This is a genomic window from Tractidigestivibacter scatoligenes (genome assembly GCF_001494635.1).
In the GTDB taxonomy this organism is placed as follows: domain Bacteria; phylum Actinomycetota; class Coriobacteriia; order Coriobacteriales; family Atopobiaceae; genus Tractidigestivibacter; species Tractidigestivibacter scatoligenes.
This window is the reverse complement of record NZ_LOJF01000010.1, coordinates 157,926-175,121: the sequence shown is the minus strand read 5'-3', so window position 1 is coordinate 175,121 and position 17,196 is coordinate 157,926. Positions and strand designations below refer to the sequence as shown.

Here is a 17,196-nt window from a genome sequence, read left to right as displayed (position 1 = left end):
TCGCGGAGCGGCCAGGCCTAGCGAGAGGAGAGAAGCCCCTTGACCTGGGAAGGGAGCTGGGGTGCCACCTCCTGCACAACGCCGGTAACGTTCTGGGCAACCTCTTGCGCAGTGGTAGCGGCGTCGCCCAGGGTGTCCGCGATTCCGCCCAGGTCGATGCCGGTATCGGTGCCTGAGGTGGTGCCTCCGGTGCTGCCGGAGCCGCTGGTTCCCGTGGTCGTGGTCATGCCCGTCGTGGCACCCGTTGAAGTTGTGCTCGACGTAGCACCGCTCGAAGCGCCAGCGGCAACACTCGACACGGCGTCGCTCACGCAGCTCGACACCACCGCAAAGACGATGAGAGCCACAAGCGCTCCAACCAGCACAAGCGTGATGCGCTTGAGGTTGGGGCCACGGTGGGCACCACGGCCGTCGCCGCCGGAAGCGCCACCGTACCCATAGCCGTAGTAGCTCGTCTGCGAGGGCGCGGGGACGGCGTTGCACGCGGGCTCCGGGGCGCGCCGAGGCACCGCGGCAGTGCTGGAGACGGCAGGCCGGGCATACATCGTGGCAGACGCCTGCTGGTACGAGTGCGCCGGCCCTTGCGTCGGCATGGCGTCGTTGGCGGCAGATACCGGCGCATAGACCGTGGCATCCGGGTCGGGGAAAGCGGGGTTCCCGCCTACGTAGACCGTGGCGTCCGGGTCATGGTCGCCACAGCCGGGCCAAGAGGCCGAGGCCGCATTGCTGCCCACCAAAACGGTAGCGTCGGGGTCAAAATCCCCCGCAGTGGACGCGCGCTGCTCGGACACGGTCGGCACAGCGTCGTCTGAGAACGCGCTATCCCATCCCTGGGCGGCATGGCGCGGGTGCGGCGTGACCGCCCCGACGCCATGCCCATTGCCCCGAGTCTGGTTGTTCTCGGCCATGACAGCCCTCTTCCGCTACTCCACCTCGACGGCCGGCGTCTCGCCCTCCCACGTGGTGAGACAGGCGTCAAGACCGCGCTCGACGGCCTCGCGGTCCATGTGACGGCCAATCACGCAGAGGCGCACCATGCGGTCGCCCACCTTGGGATCCCAGTCGCGACGCAGCTCGGGCACCTCGGCCATGTTGCGCGCAAGCTCGTCTGCCGGCATGAGCGCGGCCCACTGGCCGTTCTCAGTGAGCGTGAACTGCTGGCCGGCCTGCTCAAAGACGTAGCACATGTCGGGGTCGTTGTTGACCCACATGAGGCCCTTGACGCGGATCACGGACTCGGGCCAGTTGTTCACGAACTCAGAGAGCGCATGGTAGTCGAAGGGCTGGCGACGCTGGTAGACAAAGGTAGAGACGTCATACTCCAGGACCTCGGGGTTCTCGTGCTCTTCGGGGTGCTCCATGGCGTCCACCCACGCAGCCGAGCCGTACGCCTCGTCAAAGCTAAAGCGGCCGGTGTTGAGCAGCTCGTCCATGGGGACGTTGCCGTTCACGGCCTCGACGATGCGCGCGTGGGGCTGCAGGCCGCGCACGATGGCCTTGAGCTCGGCCACCTGCTCGGGCGTCACGCGGTCGCACTTGTTGAGCACGAGCGTGGTGCAGAACTCGATCTGCTGGATGAGAAGGCTCTCGACGTCGTCCTCCTCGATGTCGTCGGAGAGAAGGGCGTGACCGCCGTTGAACTCGTCGTACATGCGGGCGCAGTCGACCACGGCCACGATGTTGTCCAGGTCGAGCGGTGCGGTGCCGCCCTTGGTCTGGTCGCAGATGGACGAGATGGTGTAGGCAATGGGGATGGGCTCGCAGATGCCCGAGGCCTCGATGATGATGTAATCGAAGTCGCCGGTCTCGGCGATGGACGTGAGCTGCTGCGCCAGGTCAGAGGCAAGCGTGCAGCAGATGCAGCCGTTGCTCATGGGAATGAGGCTGTCCGTGGCGGAGAGACCGCCGTTCTTGATGAGGCTCGCGTCAACGTTGATCTCGCCGATGTCGTTCACAATAACGGCAGCGCGGATGCCCTCGTCGTTGGCGAGGATGTGGTTGAGGAGCGTGGTCTTGCCCGCCCCCAGGTACCCGGTGAGCATGACTATCTTGACCGGAGTCGTAGTGTCCTTCGTGGGCATGCGTGCCCCCTTCTGCCAGCGCTCGGCGCAGGCGACGTGTCTGGTGAACTGGAAGAGTCTAGGGCATGCGTGTGGTGAGATTGAGGGGCCGAGAGGCTCGCAGCGTGCGGCGACCGGGCGTCTCTCGGCACGCCGCCTACGCTCACAGCGCGTAGCAGTCGTAGCGTATGGCCTTGCCGGCCACGGTGTAGCTGGGCTTCTCGCCCGCAAGCCACGGCCCCTTGGCCGGACGCTTCACCACAATACGGCGAGGGCCCGCAGTCCGAGCGGCCTCCATGAGGCCGCGCTCGTCGTCGCACGGCCGCTCCAGGCGCTGGATGAGCTGCAGCTTCTTCTTGACGGCCGCGCTCTTGCGGCGCTCGGGAAACATTGGGTCGAGAAGGACCACGTCAGGCGAGAAGCCCAGCGCGGGAAGCGCCGGCACGGAGTCCTCTCCGCGAAGCTCCATGCGTGAGACTGCCTCGGCCAGCGCCGGGTCCGCCGCCGCACGCGCCAAGGCGTCACCCAGAAGCGCGCAGATCACGGGATCGCGCTCGAAGAGCGTCACCGAGAAGCCCGCCGCAGCCAAAAGCAGCGAGTCCTCCCCCATCCCGGCCGTCGCGTCCACAGCCGTGAGCGGCCCAGCCGCCCCGCGAATGCGTGCCGCGCGCACCACCAGCTCGCGGTTGAGGTTGCCCGCGCGAAGGCGCGGCACCATGCGTGAGAGGTCCGCTGCAAGCGACATGCCGTCGCCCTCGAGCGAGAGGCCCCTCTCGCCCACAAGAAGGCACAGCCCACCTGCTACCTGCGCGGTGCCCACAGGCGCCACGGGCACGCCGAGACGAGCCGCAAGCTCCTGCGCCCGAACGGCGTCCCCGCCCGCACCAACTTCTACAACCAGGCCCTCCACCAGCGCCTACGCCCCGTACTGCCCGCGCATCGAGTACCAGCCGTCGTGCTCGTCCACCACAAGGGGCACGTCGAAGAGGTTGGAGAGGACCTCATCGCACAGGATCTGCTCCTTGGGGCCGTCGGCGAAGATGGCTGCGTTCTTGATGAGCATCACGCGCCCGATGGCCGGGATGATATCCTCGGGGTAGTGCGTGACCAGGATGATCGAGCGGCCCTCGGCTGCAAGCGTGCTCATGGTCTCGCGCACGTGGTACATGCCCTCGGGGTCAAGGCCGGTGCACGGCTCGTCAAAGACAAGCACCTGGGGGTCGCGGATGAGCTCGCGCGCCACCAGGACGCGGCGGGCCTGGCCGGTCGAGAGGGTCATCACGTCGCGCTCCGCCACCTCGGGGATACCCAGGCGCTCAAGCGCGTCGAGCGCCAGCTGACGGTCGCGCTCGGTGACCTCCACCTGCTTGGGCAGCCCTAGCGTGCCAAAGAGCCCACCCACCACGATGTCGACGGACGGCAGGTGCACGCGGATCTGCTCGTGCATGGTGGAGCTCACCACGCCCAGCGCGCGGCGCACGTCGGTGAGCTGCGGGCGCGGGTTGCCGCGAAAGCGCACGGGCGGCTCATCTCGGTAGAGCGGGAAGACCTCCCTGGTGAGGAGCTGTATGAAGGTAGACTTGCCCGCGCCGTTGGGGCCGAGAAGCGCCACGTGCTCGCCCTCATGCAGCGTGAAGTCGTCCACGTGGAGGATGGTCTTGCTCGCTCTCACCACGCTAGCGTCGTGGATGGCAAAGAGCGGCGTCTTCTCGCCGGCGTTGTTCTCGCCCTGCATGCGGTCTCCCGGTTTTCCTTGGTGTAACTTCACACAAACGCACCACCATTACGTGCGTCCCGTAGACCTACTATAGGCAATACGTGCGCGCACGCGCGAGGTTGGCGACGCGCAGAAACATACCCACACCTCATTTGCGCAGATAGGGGTTCCCATGCCAGAGATGCTCACGCTCGAAGCGTTCGAGGAGGCCTCAGAGAAGGTCAAGGAGGTCACGCTCGAGACCAAGCTCATCGAGAGCCCCTACCTCTCGGCGGCAACGGGTAACCGCATGTGGCTCAAGCCAGAGAACATGCAGCGCACTGGCGCCTACAAGCTTCGCGGGGCGTACTATAAGATCTCCAAGCTCTCGCAGGAGGAGCTCGACCGCGGCGTCATCACTGCCAGCGCCGGCAACCACGCACAGGGCGTGGCATATGCCGCCACCCACGCGGGCGCGCGCTCCATCGTCGTAATGCCCACCACCACGCCGCTCATCAAAGTTGAGCGCACCAAGGGCTACGGTGCCGAGGTCATCCTCTACGGCGACGTCTTCGACGACGCAAAGCAGCGCGCCGTTGAGCTGGCCGAGGAGCAGGGCCTTACCTACATTCCGCCGTTCAACGACACCACGGTGGCAACCGGCCAGGGCACCATCGCCATGGAGATTGTCCAGGAGCTGCCGCTCGTCGACACCATCCTCGTGCCCGTGGGAGGCGGCGGCCTGGCCTGCGGCGTTTCCACCTTTGCCAAGCTCTACAACCCCAAGATTCGCGTCATTGGCGTTGAGCCCACCGGCGCCGCAAGCCTTACGGCGGCACTCGAGGCCGGCCACGTGGTAAAGCTCCCCAGCGCCAACACCATCGCCGACGGCACCGCCGTGCTCGAGGTGGGCGACAAGGTCTTCCCCTACCTGCAGCAGAACCTCGACGACGTCATCTGCGTGGATGACGACGAGCTGGTTGTCTCGTTCCTCGACATGGTCGAGAACCACAAGATGATCGTCGAGAACTCCGGCCTGCTCACGGTTGCCGCCGCCAAGCACCTGCCCGCCGAAGGCAAGCGCGTGGCGTGCATTCTCTCCGGCGGCAACATGGACGTAATCACCATGTCGAGCGTGGTGCAGCACGGCCTCATCCAGCGCGGCCGCATCTTCACCGTGAGCGTGCTGCTCCCCGACCGCCCGGGCATGCTGGTGCGCGTCGCCAGCGTGATCGCCGAGCAGAACGGCAATGTGATCAAGCTCGAGCACAACCAGTTTGTCTCGACCAACAGGAACGCGGCGGTCGAGCTGCGCGTGACCATCGAGGCGTACGGCGAGGAGCACAAGGCGCAGATCGTGGAGGCGCTCCGCAAGGCAGGCTTCAAGCCCTCGCTGGTGCAGCCGTCGCTGTAAGGGCGCGGTAATAACCACTCCGCTGTGAAGCAGCCCCTCCGGCAGCATGCGCGCCGGAGGGGCTGTTCGTACGTAGGTACTGCGGGCCGCGGGCGTCAGCCGCGCCGGGAGGCGCGGCGACGGTACCGCTACAGGTACTCGACGACCTTGTCGCCCATCGCGGCGGTGCCAAGCACGTGGTCTGTCGGCGTGGCGTCGTCGGCAATGTCGCGGGTGCGCCACCCGTCGTCGAGGACGCGCTCCACGGCAGACTCGACCCAGCCGGCCTCCTCGGTCATGTCGAAGGCGTAGGTGAGCATCATGCCCGCCGAGAGAATCTGCGCTAGCGGGTTGGCGATGCCCTTGCCGGCGATGTCGGGCGCGGAGCCGGCGGAAGGCTCAAAGAGCGAGACGCCGTCGCCCAGACTCGCGCTCGCGAGCATGCCAAGCGAGCCCGTGATCTGCGCGGCCTCGTCGGAGAGGATGTCGCCAAACATGTTCTCTGTCACGATGACGTCAAAGTCCGCTGGCCTGTTTATGAGCTGCATGGCGGTGTTGTCAACGAGCAGGTCCTCAAGCTCGACCTCGGGGAACTCCTCGTCATGGACCCGGTGCACCACCTCGCGCCACATTCGGGAGGTCTCCAGCACGTTGCGCTTGTCAACGCTCGTGACCTTGTTGCGACGCTTGCGCGCGGCCTCGAAGGCCTTGCGCGCAATGCGCTCGACCTCGTACTCGCGGTACTCCATGGTGTCGTAGGCGCGCTGGCCGCGGCCGCCGTTGGCGCCCGCGCCCTCCTCGTCATAGAAACGCTCGCGACGCCCAAAGTACAGGCCGCCCGTAAGCTCGCGAACAATCACGAGGTCAACGCCCTTGATGACCTCCGGACGCAGCGTCGAGGCCCCTGCCAGGGCGTCGTAGATCTTCACGGGACGCAGGTTGGTGTAGAGGCCAAGGCCCTTGCGGATGCCCAGAAGCCCCTGCTCCGGGCGAGGTGCGTTGGGGTCGGTGGAGTCCCACTTGGGCCCGCCCACCGAGGCGAGAAGGACGGCGTCCGAGGCCTTGGCAGCGTTGAGCGTCTCGTCGGGCAGGGGACTTCCGCAGGCATCGATGGCAGCGCCGCCAATGAGGTGGTCCTCGCAGACAAAGTCGACATTGGCCTTCTCGCCCACGGCCGCAAGGACCTTCTTGCCCTCCGCCATGATCTCGGGACCGATTCCGTCACCCGGCAGCGTGCATACGTGATAGGTCGCCTTAGCCATTGCTACTCGCCCCTCTTCTCGGCAAGCACGCGCTTGGTGCGCGCGACAAGCCCGCCCTCGTTGATAATCTCCTGAATGAACGGCGGGAACGGCTGGGCGTGGAAGACGGCTCCCGTGGTCTCGTCGGTGATGGTGCCGGTATCGGCGTCAACGCTCACCACGTCGCCGTCAGAGATGGCGTCCGCGGCCTCGGGGCACTCCAGGATGGGAAGGCCCATGTTGATCGAGTTGCGATAGAAGATGCGCGCGAAGCTCTTGGCAATGACGCACGAGACGCCCGCCGCCTTGATTGCCACGGGCGCGTGCTCGCGCGAGGAGCCGCAGCCAAAGTTCTCGTCGGCCACAATGATGTCGCCCGGCTTCACGCGAGAGACGAAGGTCTTGTCGAGGTCCTCAAGGCAGTGCTTGGCAAGCTCGGCGGGATCCGACGTGTTGAGGTAGCGAGCAGGAATAATGACGTCGGTGTCTATGTCTCTGCCGTAGCGAAAGACGGTTCCTCGGAACTGCATGGGTTTCCTTTCTACTCGGGAGCGGCGGCCACCCTTGCCTCCCGCTTCGGACAGTCCTCGCCGCAAAAGGCGCGGCTGCGGAACTCGCGGAGCGGCAAGGGTGGCCGCTGCCCCGGAGTTGAAACAAATACGCAGGCGAGAGGAACCGTCTTTCGCGTCAGAGCCCTGACGGAACCTCCACCCCGGGAAAACAAACTTCAAACCAGAGGCAAAGAGCGCGGCCGGTGGGGCACCCGTGGCCGGCGGTGCTCCCTGCCGCCACGATCCGCAGGTGGTGGGGCTGGTCTGTCTCTGGCGCAGTTCCGCAGCCGCGCTTTATGCGGCGAGGATGTTTGAGCACAGAGACAGACCAGCCCCCCTCCCCCCTACAGGTCGGACGGCAGCGCGATGTGGCCGGCCACGGCCGACGCGGCGCACACGGCCGGGCTCGCCAGGTACACTTCGGACGTGGGATCGCCCATGCGGCCGACGAAGTTACGGTTCGTAGAGCTCACGCACCTCTCGCCTGCCGCAAGGATGCCCATGTAGCCGCCCAGGCACGGGCCGCAAGTGGGCGTCGATACCACGCAGTGCGCGTCGATGAAGACGTCCATGAGACCCTCGTGCACGCACTGCAGCCACACGGCCTGCGTCGCGGGAATCACAATGCAGCGCACGTTGGGGTTGACGGTGCGGCCACGCAGCACCTCGGCAGCGGCGCGCATGTCCTCAATGCGGCCGTTGGTGCAGGAGCCAATGACGGCCTGGTCAATGGTAATGTCGCGGCTCTCAGCAACAGAATGCGTGTTGGAGGGAAGGTGCGGCCAGGAGACCTGCGGCACAATGTCTGCCGCATCGATCTTGATGACCTTGAGGTACGTGGCGTCCGGATCGGGGTGGCACTCGGTGTAGGGACGCTCGGTGCGGCCGGCAAGCCAGGCACGGGCGGTGTCGTCCACCTCGAAGAGACCCGCCTTGCCGCCGGCCTCGATAGCCATGTTGGCAATGGTGAGACGCCCCTCCACGGAGAGGTCGCGGATGGTCGAGCCGGCAAACTCCATGGCGCGGTAGAGCGCGCCGTCAACGCCGATCTTGCCGATCACGTAGAGGATGATGTCCTTGGCGCAGGCGCCTGCCGGCAGCTTTCCGTCAATCTCGAAGCGGATGGTCTCGGGCACCTTGAACCAGGCGCGACCGGTGGCCATGCCCACGCCGGCGTCAGTGGAGCCCACGCCCGTGGAGAACGCGCCGATGCCGCCGTAGGTGCAGGTGTGGGAATCGGCGCCAATGACCAGGTCGCCGGGGCCCACGATGCCGCGCTCGGGAAGGAGCGCGTGCTCGATGCCCATGCAGCCCTGCTCGAAGTAGTGCGTGATGCCCATCTCGTGAGCGAAGTCGCGCGTGACCTTGGTCTGCTCGGCGCTCTTGATGTCCTTGTTGGGGCTGTAGTGATCGGGCACCAGGCAAATCCTGTCGCGGTCGAAGACGCCCGCGCCAATCTCGCGCACGGTCTTGATAGCAATGGGCGCCGTGATGTCGTTGGCGAGCACGAGGTCGAGGTCGCATTCTACGAGCTGGCCGGGCACGACCTCGTCGAGCCCTGCGTGGGCGGCGAGGATCTTCTCGGCCATGGTCATGGGACGTGCCATTTACTTGCCCTCCTTGGAACGTGCAGTCTGAATCATGCGGTTGATGGCGTTGATGTAGGCCTTTGCGCTGGAGACCACGATGTCGTTGTCGGCGCCGCGGCCGGTGAAGACCTTGCCGTCCTCTGCCGTAATGCGCACCGTGACCTCGCCAATGGCATCGATGCCGCGAGTGATGGCCTTCACGGAGAACTCCGCGAGGTCGCCATGAACGGCAACGACCTGGTCGACGGCCTTGTAGGCCGCGTCGACGGGGCCGGTGCCGGTGGCGCACACAACGTGCTTCACACCCAGCTCGTCCGTGATGGTTGCCGTTGCGGTGGGCACCAGCGGGTCACCGCAGGAGACCTGCAGGGCGTCAAGGGTGTAGACGGCCGCGACCTCGCGCTGGCGCTCCTGGACAATGGACTCGAGGTCCTCGTCGTAGACCTCCTTCTTCTGGTCCGCAATCTCGAGGAAGCGGTTGTAGATCTCGTCGAACTCGTCGTCCTTGAAGGAGTAGCCCAGCTCGGCAAGACGGTGGCGCAGCGCGGCGTGGCCAGAACGCGCGGAGAGGATGATCTCCGAGCCGGCGGCGCCAACGTCCGCGGGGTCGATGATCTCGTACGTGTCGCGCGCCTTGAGCACGCCGTCCTGGTGGATGCCGGAGCTGTGGGCAAAGGCGTTGGCGCCCACGATGGCCTTGTTTGCCTGCACGTTCATGCCGGTGATGCGGCTCACCAGGTGGCTTGCGCGCGTGAGCTCGCGGGTGTTGACGTCGGTGTAGGCATCCAGCTCATCGCCGTGCATCTTGATGGCCATCACGACCTCCTCGAGCGCGGTGTTGCCGGCGCGCTCGCCCAGGCCGTTGATGGTGCACTCGATCTGCGTGGCGCCGTTCTTGACGCCGGCCAGCGCAAGCGCGGTTGCCATGCCCAGGTCGTTGTGGGTGTGGACGCTGATGGTGACGTTCTCGATGCCGCGGACGTTGTCTGCCAGGCCCTTGATGCGGGCGCCAAAGTCATCCGGCATCTGGTAGCCGGTGGTGTCCGGGATGTTCACCACGGTCGCGCCGGCGTCGACGGCGGCCTGAATCACGCGCTCAAGGAACTTCTGGTCCGCTCTGCCGGCGTCCTCGGCGTAGAACTCCACGTCCTCGACGTACTGCTTGGCGTACTTCACGCAGTGGATGGCGCGCTCGACGCACTCGTCCTCGGAGATGCGGAGCTTCTCGCGCAGGTGCTGCGGCGAGACGCCCAGGCCGGTGTGGATGCGCGGACGCTTGGCGGTCTTCAACGCCTCGGCCGCGCGGTCGATGTCTTTGTCAACGGCGCGCGTGAGGCCAACCACTACGGCGTCGTCGCCGGCGAGGCGTCCGATCTCTTGCACCGAGCGGAAGTCGCCCGGGGAGGAGATGGGGAAGCCTGCCTCGATGACGTCCACGTGCAGGCGCAGCAGCTGCTGGGCGATGACGAGCTTCTCCTCGGTGTTCATGGACGCGCCGGGCGACTGCTCGCCGTCGCGAAGGGTGGTGTCGAAGATGGCGATCTTGCGAGTCATTGCTACCTCCATTGGATATGGACCCAGTGACTGGTGCCAGGTTGCCTTGGGATGGTGGCATGACACACGACAAGACCCAGCTGCCGCTGTCCCAAGGCGGGACGCGAACGCAAGCTGGGTCTAATGATACCTGCTGGACCTCGGACCTAGCGTGCGCTCGCGCACGTAAGCTCTAGGCCGAGTAGATCAAGAGCGAGAAGGTCCATGGGCAGCTCCTGGTGATTCATGCGCATGTTCCCTCCCATCTTGGCCGAGGCTGCTGGCTGCAGCCGGTGTTGTTTACTTTGGCACAGCGACATGGAACGGGCGCCGGAGTTTTGCGAGCGGTAGCCGAACGGAAACATTGCGGCGATGTGTGTCGCACACGGACACCGGGGTTACGTGCCGGAAGAAGCGTTTTTATCAGCGCAGCCTGGCGTCTCTCGGTGTCTTTCCCTGCGCGAAGGTGCGTCCCGCGAATTGCACAGCCATACTGAGAAGGAACTCTGCACAAAAAGGCTCCATCGAACAGGGAATCCAATATCTCTGCATGAAAACGCCCTATCGAACGGCCCGTCCGCTTCCGCTACATCAAAAGTTTAACAATAGTTGCATTATTTTGCATATTTCAAAGGCGTTATCGAAATTCATGCAAATATAATTTAGAGTTTGATGCTTGCTCTCCGACAGCACCGTTCGATAGAGCATTTTTATGCAGCAACTTTGATTTCACAGTTCGATAGAGCATTTTTATGCAGCAAGCCGCTTCTAAATCTAAGGGGGACAGCAGGAAGGGGCTGTGATAGTAAAAATGGCCTTTATCGCGCCACCTCTACAGCCCCAGCCCGGCTGCACCCTTCGTGCGGAACAGCTCAATCATCTCGCCCGTAAGGCTGGCGTGGTCGTTCGCGCGCTCCAGCGGAATCTCCTCCGGGGAAAACCAGCGTGCCTCCGCAAGCTCCTGGTGGTCGGTGCGGATGCGCCGGCTCCCGTCCACATGGCACCAGAACCCCATGAGCAGCGTGTCCGAGAAGGGCCAGGGCTGGCTCTTGTAGAAACGCAGGTCGCGCACGCGCAGCCCCACCTCCTCCATGACCTCGCGGCGCACGGTGTCCTCCACTGACTCGCCAATCTCTGTGAACCCGGCGACAAGCGCCCACAGCTTGAGCGCGCGTCCCTGGTAGCGCGTGAGCACGATCCTCTCGCCATCCGTCACGGCGGCAATCACGCCCGGCTGGATTTTGGGGTAGACGATCTTTGCGCAGTTGGGGCACACAATCTCGCGGCTGCGCGGCGCAAGCTCCATGGCGTGTCCGCAGCGCGAGCAGAACCTGTTGTCGCGATACCACGAGGCAAGCTGGGACCCAACAGCCGCGGCAAACGCGAGGTCGGCCGGGCCCACCCCGCGCAGCCACCCCACGCGCTCGTAAGTGAATCCCGCCGGCGTTGCAACCTCGTCGTCCAGTGCAAGGAAGAAGTCATCCTCGCCAATGCGGAACGCGAACACGGTGCGCTCCGGCGGCGTGGGATAGTCCGCAAGACGCGGCAGCTCGATCATCTCGCCCGACGAAAACTCGTCCGCGCCGCGCTCGCCTACGGCCACCACGCGCACGAGCGCCGAGCGGTCACGGTAGTGCAGCACGTAGCTCTCGGCCTTTGCCTCCTTGGGCTCGAAGTGGTTGTCGTACGCCTTGCCCGTCTCCTGGATCACGTCAGCTCCTCCCCGATGAGACAAAGGGAAACTCCCTTTGTCTCCTTGTATTCGTGTGCATTATCCCCACGCGCGCCGACGAATGCCCGTAGCGCGCCAACATATCCGTACAATAGCTATGAGATGCGTTGAAATATCACCACCAGGGCTGCGGAGGCAACCATGGCAGACTACATCCTTGTCACCGAGACCGGCTCCGACATCCACGAGGAGACCGCACGCCGCCACGGCATTGTGGTTGCTCCCATGCACGTGAACTTTGGCGAGGTCTCCCGCAACGACGACTCCTTCCCGCCCGAGGAGCTCTACGAGTACTACAAGACCACGGGCAAGCTGCCACAGACCTCGGGCTGCACACCTGCGGACTTCTCCGCAGCATTCGACCGCATCCACGAGAAGTACCCCACGGCCAAGATCCTCTACCTGGCCTACTCCGCCGCAACCACGGTCTCCTACCGCAGCGCGCACCTCGCCGCGGAGGGCCGCGACTACGTGACCATGATGGACACTAAGTCCGTCTCCTGCGCGCTGCGCCTGGTGGTCACCAACGTCGCCCGCATGATGGAGGTCAACCCCGACGCCACGGAAGACGAGGTCAAGGCATTTGTCGAGAGCCAGGTTCGCCGCATCCGCTTTGCCTTCATCCCCGGTGACCTCGAGTACCTGCGCGCGGGCGGCCGCCTCTCCAACGTGGCGTTTCTCGGCGCGACGCTCCTGCGCATCAAGCCCACGGTCGAGGTGCTCGACGGCAAGCTCGTGGCTACCAAGAAGCGCCGTGGCGCCATGGTCAAGTGCGTGGGCCAGCTCGTCGAGGAGTTCGTAACTCGCGAGCCCATGGACCTCTCGCGCGTGAACCTCACGTATACGGTGGGCAACGCGCCCGACCCCATCATCCGCGCGCTGGTCGAGAAGATCCTGCGCGACCACGGTGCACAGGAGATCGAGTGGGTCAAGTCCGGCTGCGTGATTGCAAGCCACTCCGGTCCAGGCGCCTTTGGCATCGCGGCCGTGGCCGCCGAGTAAGGCCGGCACGCGGGGACCGCGAAGCCACCGCACCCGCACGCCATTCACGCCCGCTGGGCCGTGGCCCTTCTCAGAAGCATGGGCCCAAGCTCGCTCGCGAGCACGCCGAGAAACACCAGCGAGAACCCCAGGACCAGCTGGGGCGTGAGCTGCTCGTGGTAGAAGATCACGCTCGCGATGACCGCAAACACGCTCTCAAGCGAGAGGAGCAGCGCAGACTGAGCCGGCGGCACAACGGTCTGTCCCACGTTCTGGATGAGCGTTGTCACGCAGGACGAGAGAATCACCAGGTAGGCAAGGGAAAGCCAGAACGAGGTGCCAAGCCCGGATAGCGCCGGTGCCTGCTCGCCCAGAACCAGCGAGAACACGGCGCAGGTCAAAGACATGAAGCCCAGCTGCACCACAGAGATGGTGGTCATGTCGTGCGAGCTGGAGAGCCTGTCGACAAACACAATCTGGATGGCAAAGAACACCGCCGAGAGGAGCGTGAGACACTCGCCAGTCCCCAACGACGGGCGCATGTCGTCCCCCAGCGAGATGAGCGCGATGCCCACAATGCTCAGGAGTGCCGCAACCAGGCTCGACGCACCGGGGCGCCGTCGGATCACCGCCCAGTTGATGAACGGCACCAGCACACAATAGATGGCAGTGAGAAAGGCACTTCTCCCCGGCGTGGTGTAGGCAAGGCCAAGATTCTGGACGGCAAACCCCGCACCATACAGAACGCCCAGGACCCCTCCCGCAAGAACGTGGCTCCAATCAAAGTTGTCACGCAGACGCTTCCAGAAGATAACCGCCATGAGCACAGTGGCGATAAGGAAGCGGACGGCCATGAGCCAACATGCGGGGGCAACGTCCAGCGTGTCTTTGATGATGACAAACGATGCGCCCCAGATGATGGCGCAGGACAGCATCCCGATCTTCCATGCCCACATAGGAGCGGTTCGTATGTCACGCGTGTTTGGCATGCGGGCGATTATACGACCCGAGAACGGTCTCACATAGCGAGCGCAGGGATTTTTCTCACGCTCGTCTCCGCAGCCCCGTGCATGCCGTAAACTTGAAAGCGCTGGAGGATTTCCGGCACCAGAGCTCTAACCGGCATTGCCGGCAACGATCGCGTCGGTGCAAGGGGCATCGGCGAGGGAGTTCGGAGAGGAGAACACATGCAGTATTCGGCAGAAGTGGAGCGCATGTGCCCAGTTGCCAAGGGTGCATACCACGGACCGGCGCCCATCCCCGAGGAGGGCAAGTGGGTTCAGGCCAAGGAGATCACTGACATCTCCGGCTACACCCACGGTGTTGGTTGGTGCGCCCCGCAGCAGGGTGCCTGCAAGCTCAGCCTCAACGTCAAGAACGGCGTCATCGAGGAGTGCCTCATCGAGACCATCGGCTGCTCGGGCATGACCCACTCCGCCGCCATGGCCGCCGAGATTCTCCCCAAGAAGACCATCCTCGAGGCCCTGAACACCGACCTTGTGTGCGACGCCATCAACGTCGCCATGCGTGAGCTGTTCCTGCAGATCGTCTACGGCCGCAGCCAGACCGCATTCTCCGAAGACGGCCTGCCCATCGGCACCGGCCTCGACGACCTCGGCAAGGGCCTGCGCTCCATGGTGGGCACCATGTACGGCACCGCCGCCAAGGGCGCCCGCTACCTCGAGCTCACCCAGGGCTACGTCACCCGCATGGCCATCAACAAGAACGACGAGATCGTGGGCTTTGAGTTCCTCAACCTCGGCAAGTTCACCGACGCGGTCAAGGCCGGCGTCGACCCCGCAGAGGCCGTCCAGAAGGCCATGGGTCACTACGGCCAGTGGGATCAGGCTGTGAAGTTCATCGATCCTCGTACCGATGAGGAGACCCACAGCACCGAGTCCACGTTCCCCGTCCACGAGTAACTCCGAGTAGAGAGAAGGAGGTACAGCACATGGCCATCACGTTCGAAGGCTACGAGCGCCGCATCGCCCAGATCAACAAGGCGTGCGAGCAGTACGGCATCAAGGACCTCGAGGAGGCCCTCAAGCTCTGCACCGACCGTGGCTTCAACCCCTATGACATCACCACTGGCATCCAGTCCATCGCGTTCGAGAACGCAAAGTGGGCCTACACCCTGGGCTGCGCCATCGCGCTGAAGAAGGCTGAGAAGGGCGAGGTCACCACGGCCTCCGAGGCTGCCGCCGCCATCGGCGAGGGCCTGCAGGCCTTCTGCGTCCCCGGCTCCGTCGCCGACGACCGCAAGGTCGGCCTTGGCCACGGCAACCTGGGCGCCATGCTCCTCGGTGAGGACACCGAGTGCTTCGCATTCCTGGCTGGCCACGAGTCCTTCGCTGCCGCCGAGGGCGCCATCGGCATTGCCAACAACGCCAACAAGGCCCGCAAGAAGCCGCTCCGCGTCATCCTGAACGGCCTCGGCAAGGACGCCGCCCAGATCATCGCCCGCATCAACGGCTTCACCTACGTGAAGACGCAGTTCGACTACTACACGAGCGAGCTCAAGATCGTCGAGACGATTCCCTACTCCGACGGCCCGCGCGCCAAGGTCAACTGCTACGGCGCCGACGACGTCCGCGAGGGCGTTGCCATCATGTGGCACGAGAACGTCGACATCTCGATCACCGGCAACTCCACCAACCCCACGCGCTTCCAGCACCCCGTCGCGGGCACCTACTTCAAGGAGCGCGTGCTTGCCGGCAAGAAGTACTTCTCCGTGGCGTCGGGCGGCGGCACCGGCCGTACCCTGCACCCGGACAACATGGCTGCCGGCCCCGCCTCCTACGGCATGACCGACACCATGGGCCGCATGCACTCCAGCGCGCAGTTCGCCGGCTCCAGCTCCGTGCCTGCGCACGTCGACATGATGGGCCTCATCGGCATGGGCAACAACCCCATGGTCGGCTGCACCGTTGCATGCGCCGTCGCCGTCGAGGAGTCCCTCAAGAAGTAGGCTCGCGCCTCTCGGCACTGCCTGGTTTTTTGGACCGTCACCGTTGGGTGGCGGTCCTTTTTTGTAGGTGGGGCTTCTCGGGCGGCGGACCTCGGGCGGAGCCTTGTCCAAAGCCGTGCAACTTATGCGTTTCTCTCGCAGAAAAAAGTAAATATCCTCATTTTGTTCCATAACCGGTATGATTCTTGCTGCGAACGGCAGATTCATCCCCACATCTATCACAGGCAGCACAGCGAGAAGGAGCCTCCATGCCCTACAACATCCTTGCCGAGTTTGGGAGTACAGCCCTCATGATCATCTTTGGCGTTGGCGTCCACTGCGACACCGTGCTCAAAGGGACCAAGTACCAGGGCTCCGGTCACATGTTCGCCATCACCACGTGGTCGTTTGGCATCTCGGTGTGCCTCTTCATCTTTGGCGGCTCGATCTGCATGAACCCCGCCATGGCGCTTGCGCAGTGCATCCTTGGCCTGGTGCCTTGGAGCATGTTCATTCCGTATGTGATTGCCGAGATGCTCGGCGGCTTTGTGGGCGCCGTTGCCGCATGGTTCATGTACAAGGACGAGTTCAAGGACTCCGAGGGTGTTGTTGACCCCATTGCCCAGCGCAACATCTTCTCGACCAACCCCACCAGAAACAACCTCCCGCACGACTTCTTCTGCGAGGCGTTCTGCACGTTCTTCTTCATCTCCGGCATTCTTGCCATTGCGCACTACGCCGGCGACAACCTGCTGCTGTGCGCCATCTGCGTTGGCCTTCTGGTGTGGGCCATTGGCATGGGCATGGGCGGCATCACCGGCTTTGCCATGAACCAGGCGCGCGACCTTGGCCCCCGCATGGCCTACCAGGTGCTTCCCATCAAGAACAAGGCCGACAACAACTGGAAGTACGGCCTCACCGTCCCGGGCCTCGCGCCGTTTGTGGGCGCGACGGTGGCAGCGCTCTTTGTGCACGGGTTCCTCGGCATCTTCTAGGAGCCAGAACATAGCGAGAACCACGGCCGGCCCCTCTGGGTGCCGGCCTTTTTCTTTGCCGTAGCCCCCTCTTCCTTCTCCCCTTCCGCTTCCCCCTTACCTTCTTTAGCGGTTTTTGAGAATGATGATTGGCGCGACCTGCGGGAACGTTGCCCCCGTTTCACAGAAACCGCTGAAGAACGACTGGGCGGATGGGTAGGTGAGGCCCCCTCAGCTTCGTCCGTGGCCTCGCCTCGGGGCATCGGACCTTCTCGGCAGAAATTATTGCGCGATATTTCTTGATATTGAGATGCTCAACTGGGCGAATACTTGAGTCATGAGAAATATCGCGCAATAACGAAGGGACAGCCAAGGTGCTAAGCCGATAAGAACCTCAAACAGGAGACCAGATGAGGCGAATCCCTCTGCTCCACCTGCGGTTTGTTCTCGGGGTGCCTTGCTTCGTCTTCCAAGATTATTGCGCGAAATTCCTTGATGT

General features: G+C 64.2%; 15 protein-coding genes. 5 read left to right on the top strand and 10 right to left on the bottom strand.

Features of this window, described 5'->3' with window-relative positions; genetic code table 11:
- Positions 1-17 precede the first annotated feature (17 nt).
- The 4 genes from AUL39_RS07865 to AUL39_RS07850 all read right to left on the bottom strand — a co-directional run bounded on the left by AUL39_RS07865 (position 18) and on the right by AUL39_RS07850 (position 3,795).
- The gene (locus AUL39_RS07865) at positions 18-908 is read right to left on the bottom strand and encodes a hypothetical protein (protein ID WP_059055044.1); all 891 of its coding nucleotides are present in this window, start codon (positions 906-908) and stop codon (positions 18-20) included.
- Between the two features lie 15 nt (positions 909-923).
- Positions 924-2,081 (bottom strand): CobW family GTP-binding protein, encoded by a 1,158-nt coding sequence (locus tag AUL39_RS07860; RefSeq protein ID WP_059055043.1) that lies wholly within the window; start codon positions 2,079-2,081, stop codon positions 924-926.
- A gap of 142 nt (positions 2,082-2,223) precedes the next feature.
- The gene (locus tag AUL39_RS07855) at positions 2,224-2,970 is read right to left on the bottom strand and encodes a class I SAM-dependent methyltransferase (RefSeq protein WP_235810804.1); all 747 of its coding nucleotides are present in this window, start codon (positions 2,968-2,970) and stop codon (positions 2,224-2,226) included.
- A 6-nt stretch (positions 2,971-2,976) separates the two neighbouring features.
- A complete protein-coding gene (locus AUL39_RS07850; protein ID WP_059055042.1) occupies positions 2,977-3,795 on the bottom strand; it encodes an ABC transporter ATP-binding protein in 819 nt (272 codons plus the stop codon).
- Positions 3,796-3,949: 154 nt separating this feature from the next.
- Here AUL39_RS07850 and ilvA point away from each other — a divergent pair, with 154 nt between their 5' ends.
- Positions 3,950-5,170, top strand: coding sequence for a threonine ammonia-lyase (gene ilvA, locus AUL39_RS07845; protein WP_059055041.1), 1,221 nt, complete (start codon positions 3,950-3,952; stop codon positions 5,168-5,170).
- A gap of 128 nt (positions 5,171-5,298) precedes the next feature.
- On the opposite strand, the gene leuB is transcribed toward ilvA, so the two are convergent.
- From leuB to nudC, 5 genes are all read right to left on the bottom strand, one after another.
- Complete coding sequence (gene leuB / locus AUL39_RS07840; RefSeq protein ID WP_059055040.1) at positions 5,299-6,411, bottom strand: 3-isopropylmalate dehydrogenase; 1,113 nt, start codon at positions 6,409-6,411, stop codon at positions 5,299-5,301.
- Between the two features lie 2 nt (positions 6,412-6,413).
- Positions 6,414-6,920, bottom strand: coding sequence for a 3-isopropylmalate dehydratase small subunit (gene leuD, locus AUL39_RS07835; RefSeq protein ID WP_059055039.1), 507 nt, complete (start codon positions 6,918-6,920; stop codon positions 6,414-6,416).
- 365 nt (positions 6,921-7,285) lie between these two features.
- Positions 7,286-8,548, bottom strand: coding sequence for a 3-isopropylmalate dehydratase large subunit (leuC, locus tag AUL39_RS07830; RefSeq protein WP_059055038.1), 1,263 nt, complete (start codon positions 8,546-8,548; stop codon positions 7,286-7,288).
- Positions 8,549-10,084 (bottom strand): 2-isopropylmalate synthase, encoded by a 1,536-nt coding sequence (locus tag AUL39_RS07825; RefSeq protein WP_059055037.1) that lies wholly within the window; start codon positions 10,082-10,084, stop codon positions 8,549-8,551.
- Positions 10,085-10,895: 811 nt separating this feature from the next.
- A complete protein-coding gene (nudC, locus tag AUL39_RS07820) occupies positions 10,896-11,774 on the bottom strand; it encodes an NAD(+) diphosphatase (protein WP_059055036.1) in 879 nt (292 codons plus the stop codon).
- Between the two features lie 162 nt (positions 11,775-11,936).
- Here nudC and AUL39_RS07815 point away from each other — a divergent pair, with 162 nt between their 5' ends.
- Positions 11,937-12,797 (top strand): DegV family protein, encoded by an 861-nt coding sequence (locus tag AUL39_RS07815; RefSeq protein WP_059055035.1) that lies wholly within the window; start codon positions 11,937-11,939, stop codon positions 12,795-12,797.
- A gap of 44 nt (positions 12,798-12,841) precedes the next feature.
- Here AUL39_RS07815 and AUL39_RS07810 read toward each other — a convergent pair whose 3' ends face one another.
- Positions 12,842-13,765, bottom strand: coding sequence for a DMT family transporter (locus tag AUL39_RS07810; RefSeq protein ID WP_082667321.1), 924 nt, complete (start codon positions 13,763-13,765; stop codon positions 12,842-12,844).
- A 198-nt stretch (positions 13,766-13,963) separates the two neighbouring features.
- On the opposite strand from AUL39_RS07810, the gene AUL39_RS07805 reads away from it, so the two are divergent.
- The 3 genes from AUL39_RS07805 (at position 13,964) to larD (ending at position 16,718) form a co-directional block, all read left to right on the top strand.
- Positions 13,964-14,698: an iron-sulfur cluster assembly scaffold protein gene (locus AUL39_RS07805; RefSeq protein WP_032110297.1), complete on the top strand. Its 735-nt coding sequence runs from the start codon at positions 13,964-13,966 to the stop codon at positions 14,696-14,698.
- Between the two features lie 29 nt (positions 14,699-14,727).
- Complete coding sequence (locus AUL39_RS07800; protein WP_032110298.1) at positions 14,728-15,744, top strand: GGGtGRT protein; 1,017 nt, start codon at positions 14,728-14,730, stop codon at positions 15,742-15,744.
- Positions 15,745-15,992: 248 nt separating this feature from the next.
- Positions 15,993-16,718: a D/L-lactic acid transporter LarD gene (gene larD, locus AUL39_RS07795; RefSeq protein WP_059055033.1), complete on the top strand. Its 726-nt coding sequence runs from the start codon at positions 15,993-15,995 to the stop codon at positions 16,716-16,718.
- Positions 16,719-17,196: the final 478 nt, after the last annotated feature.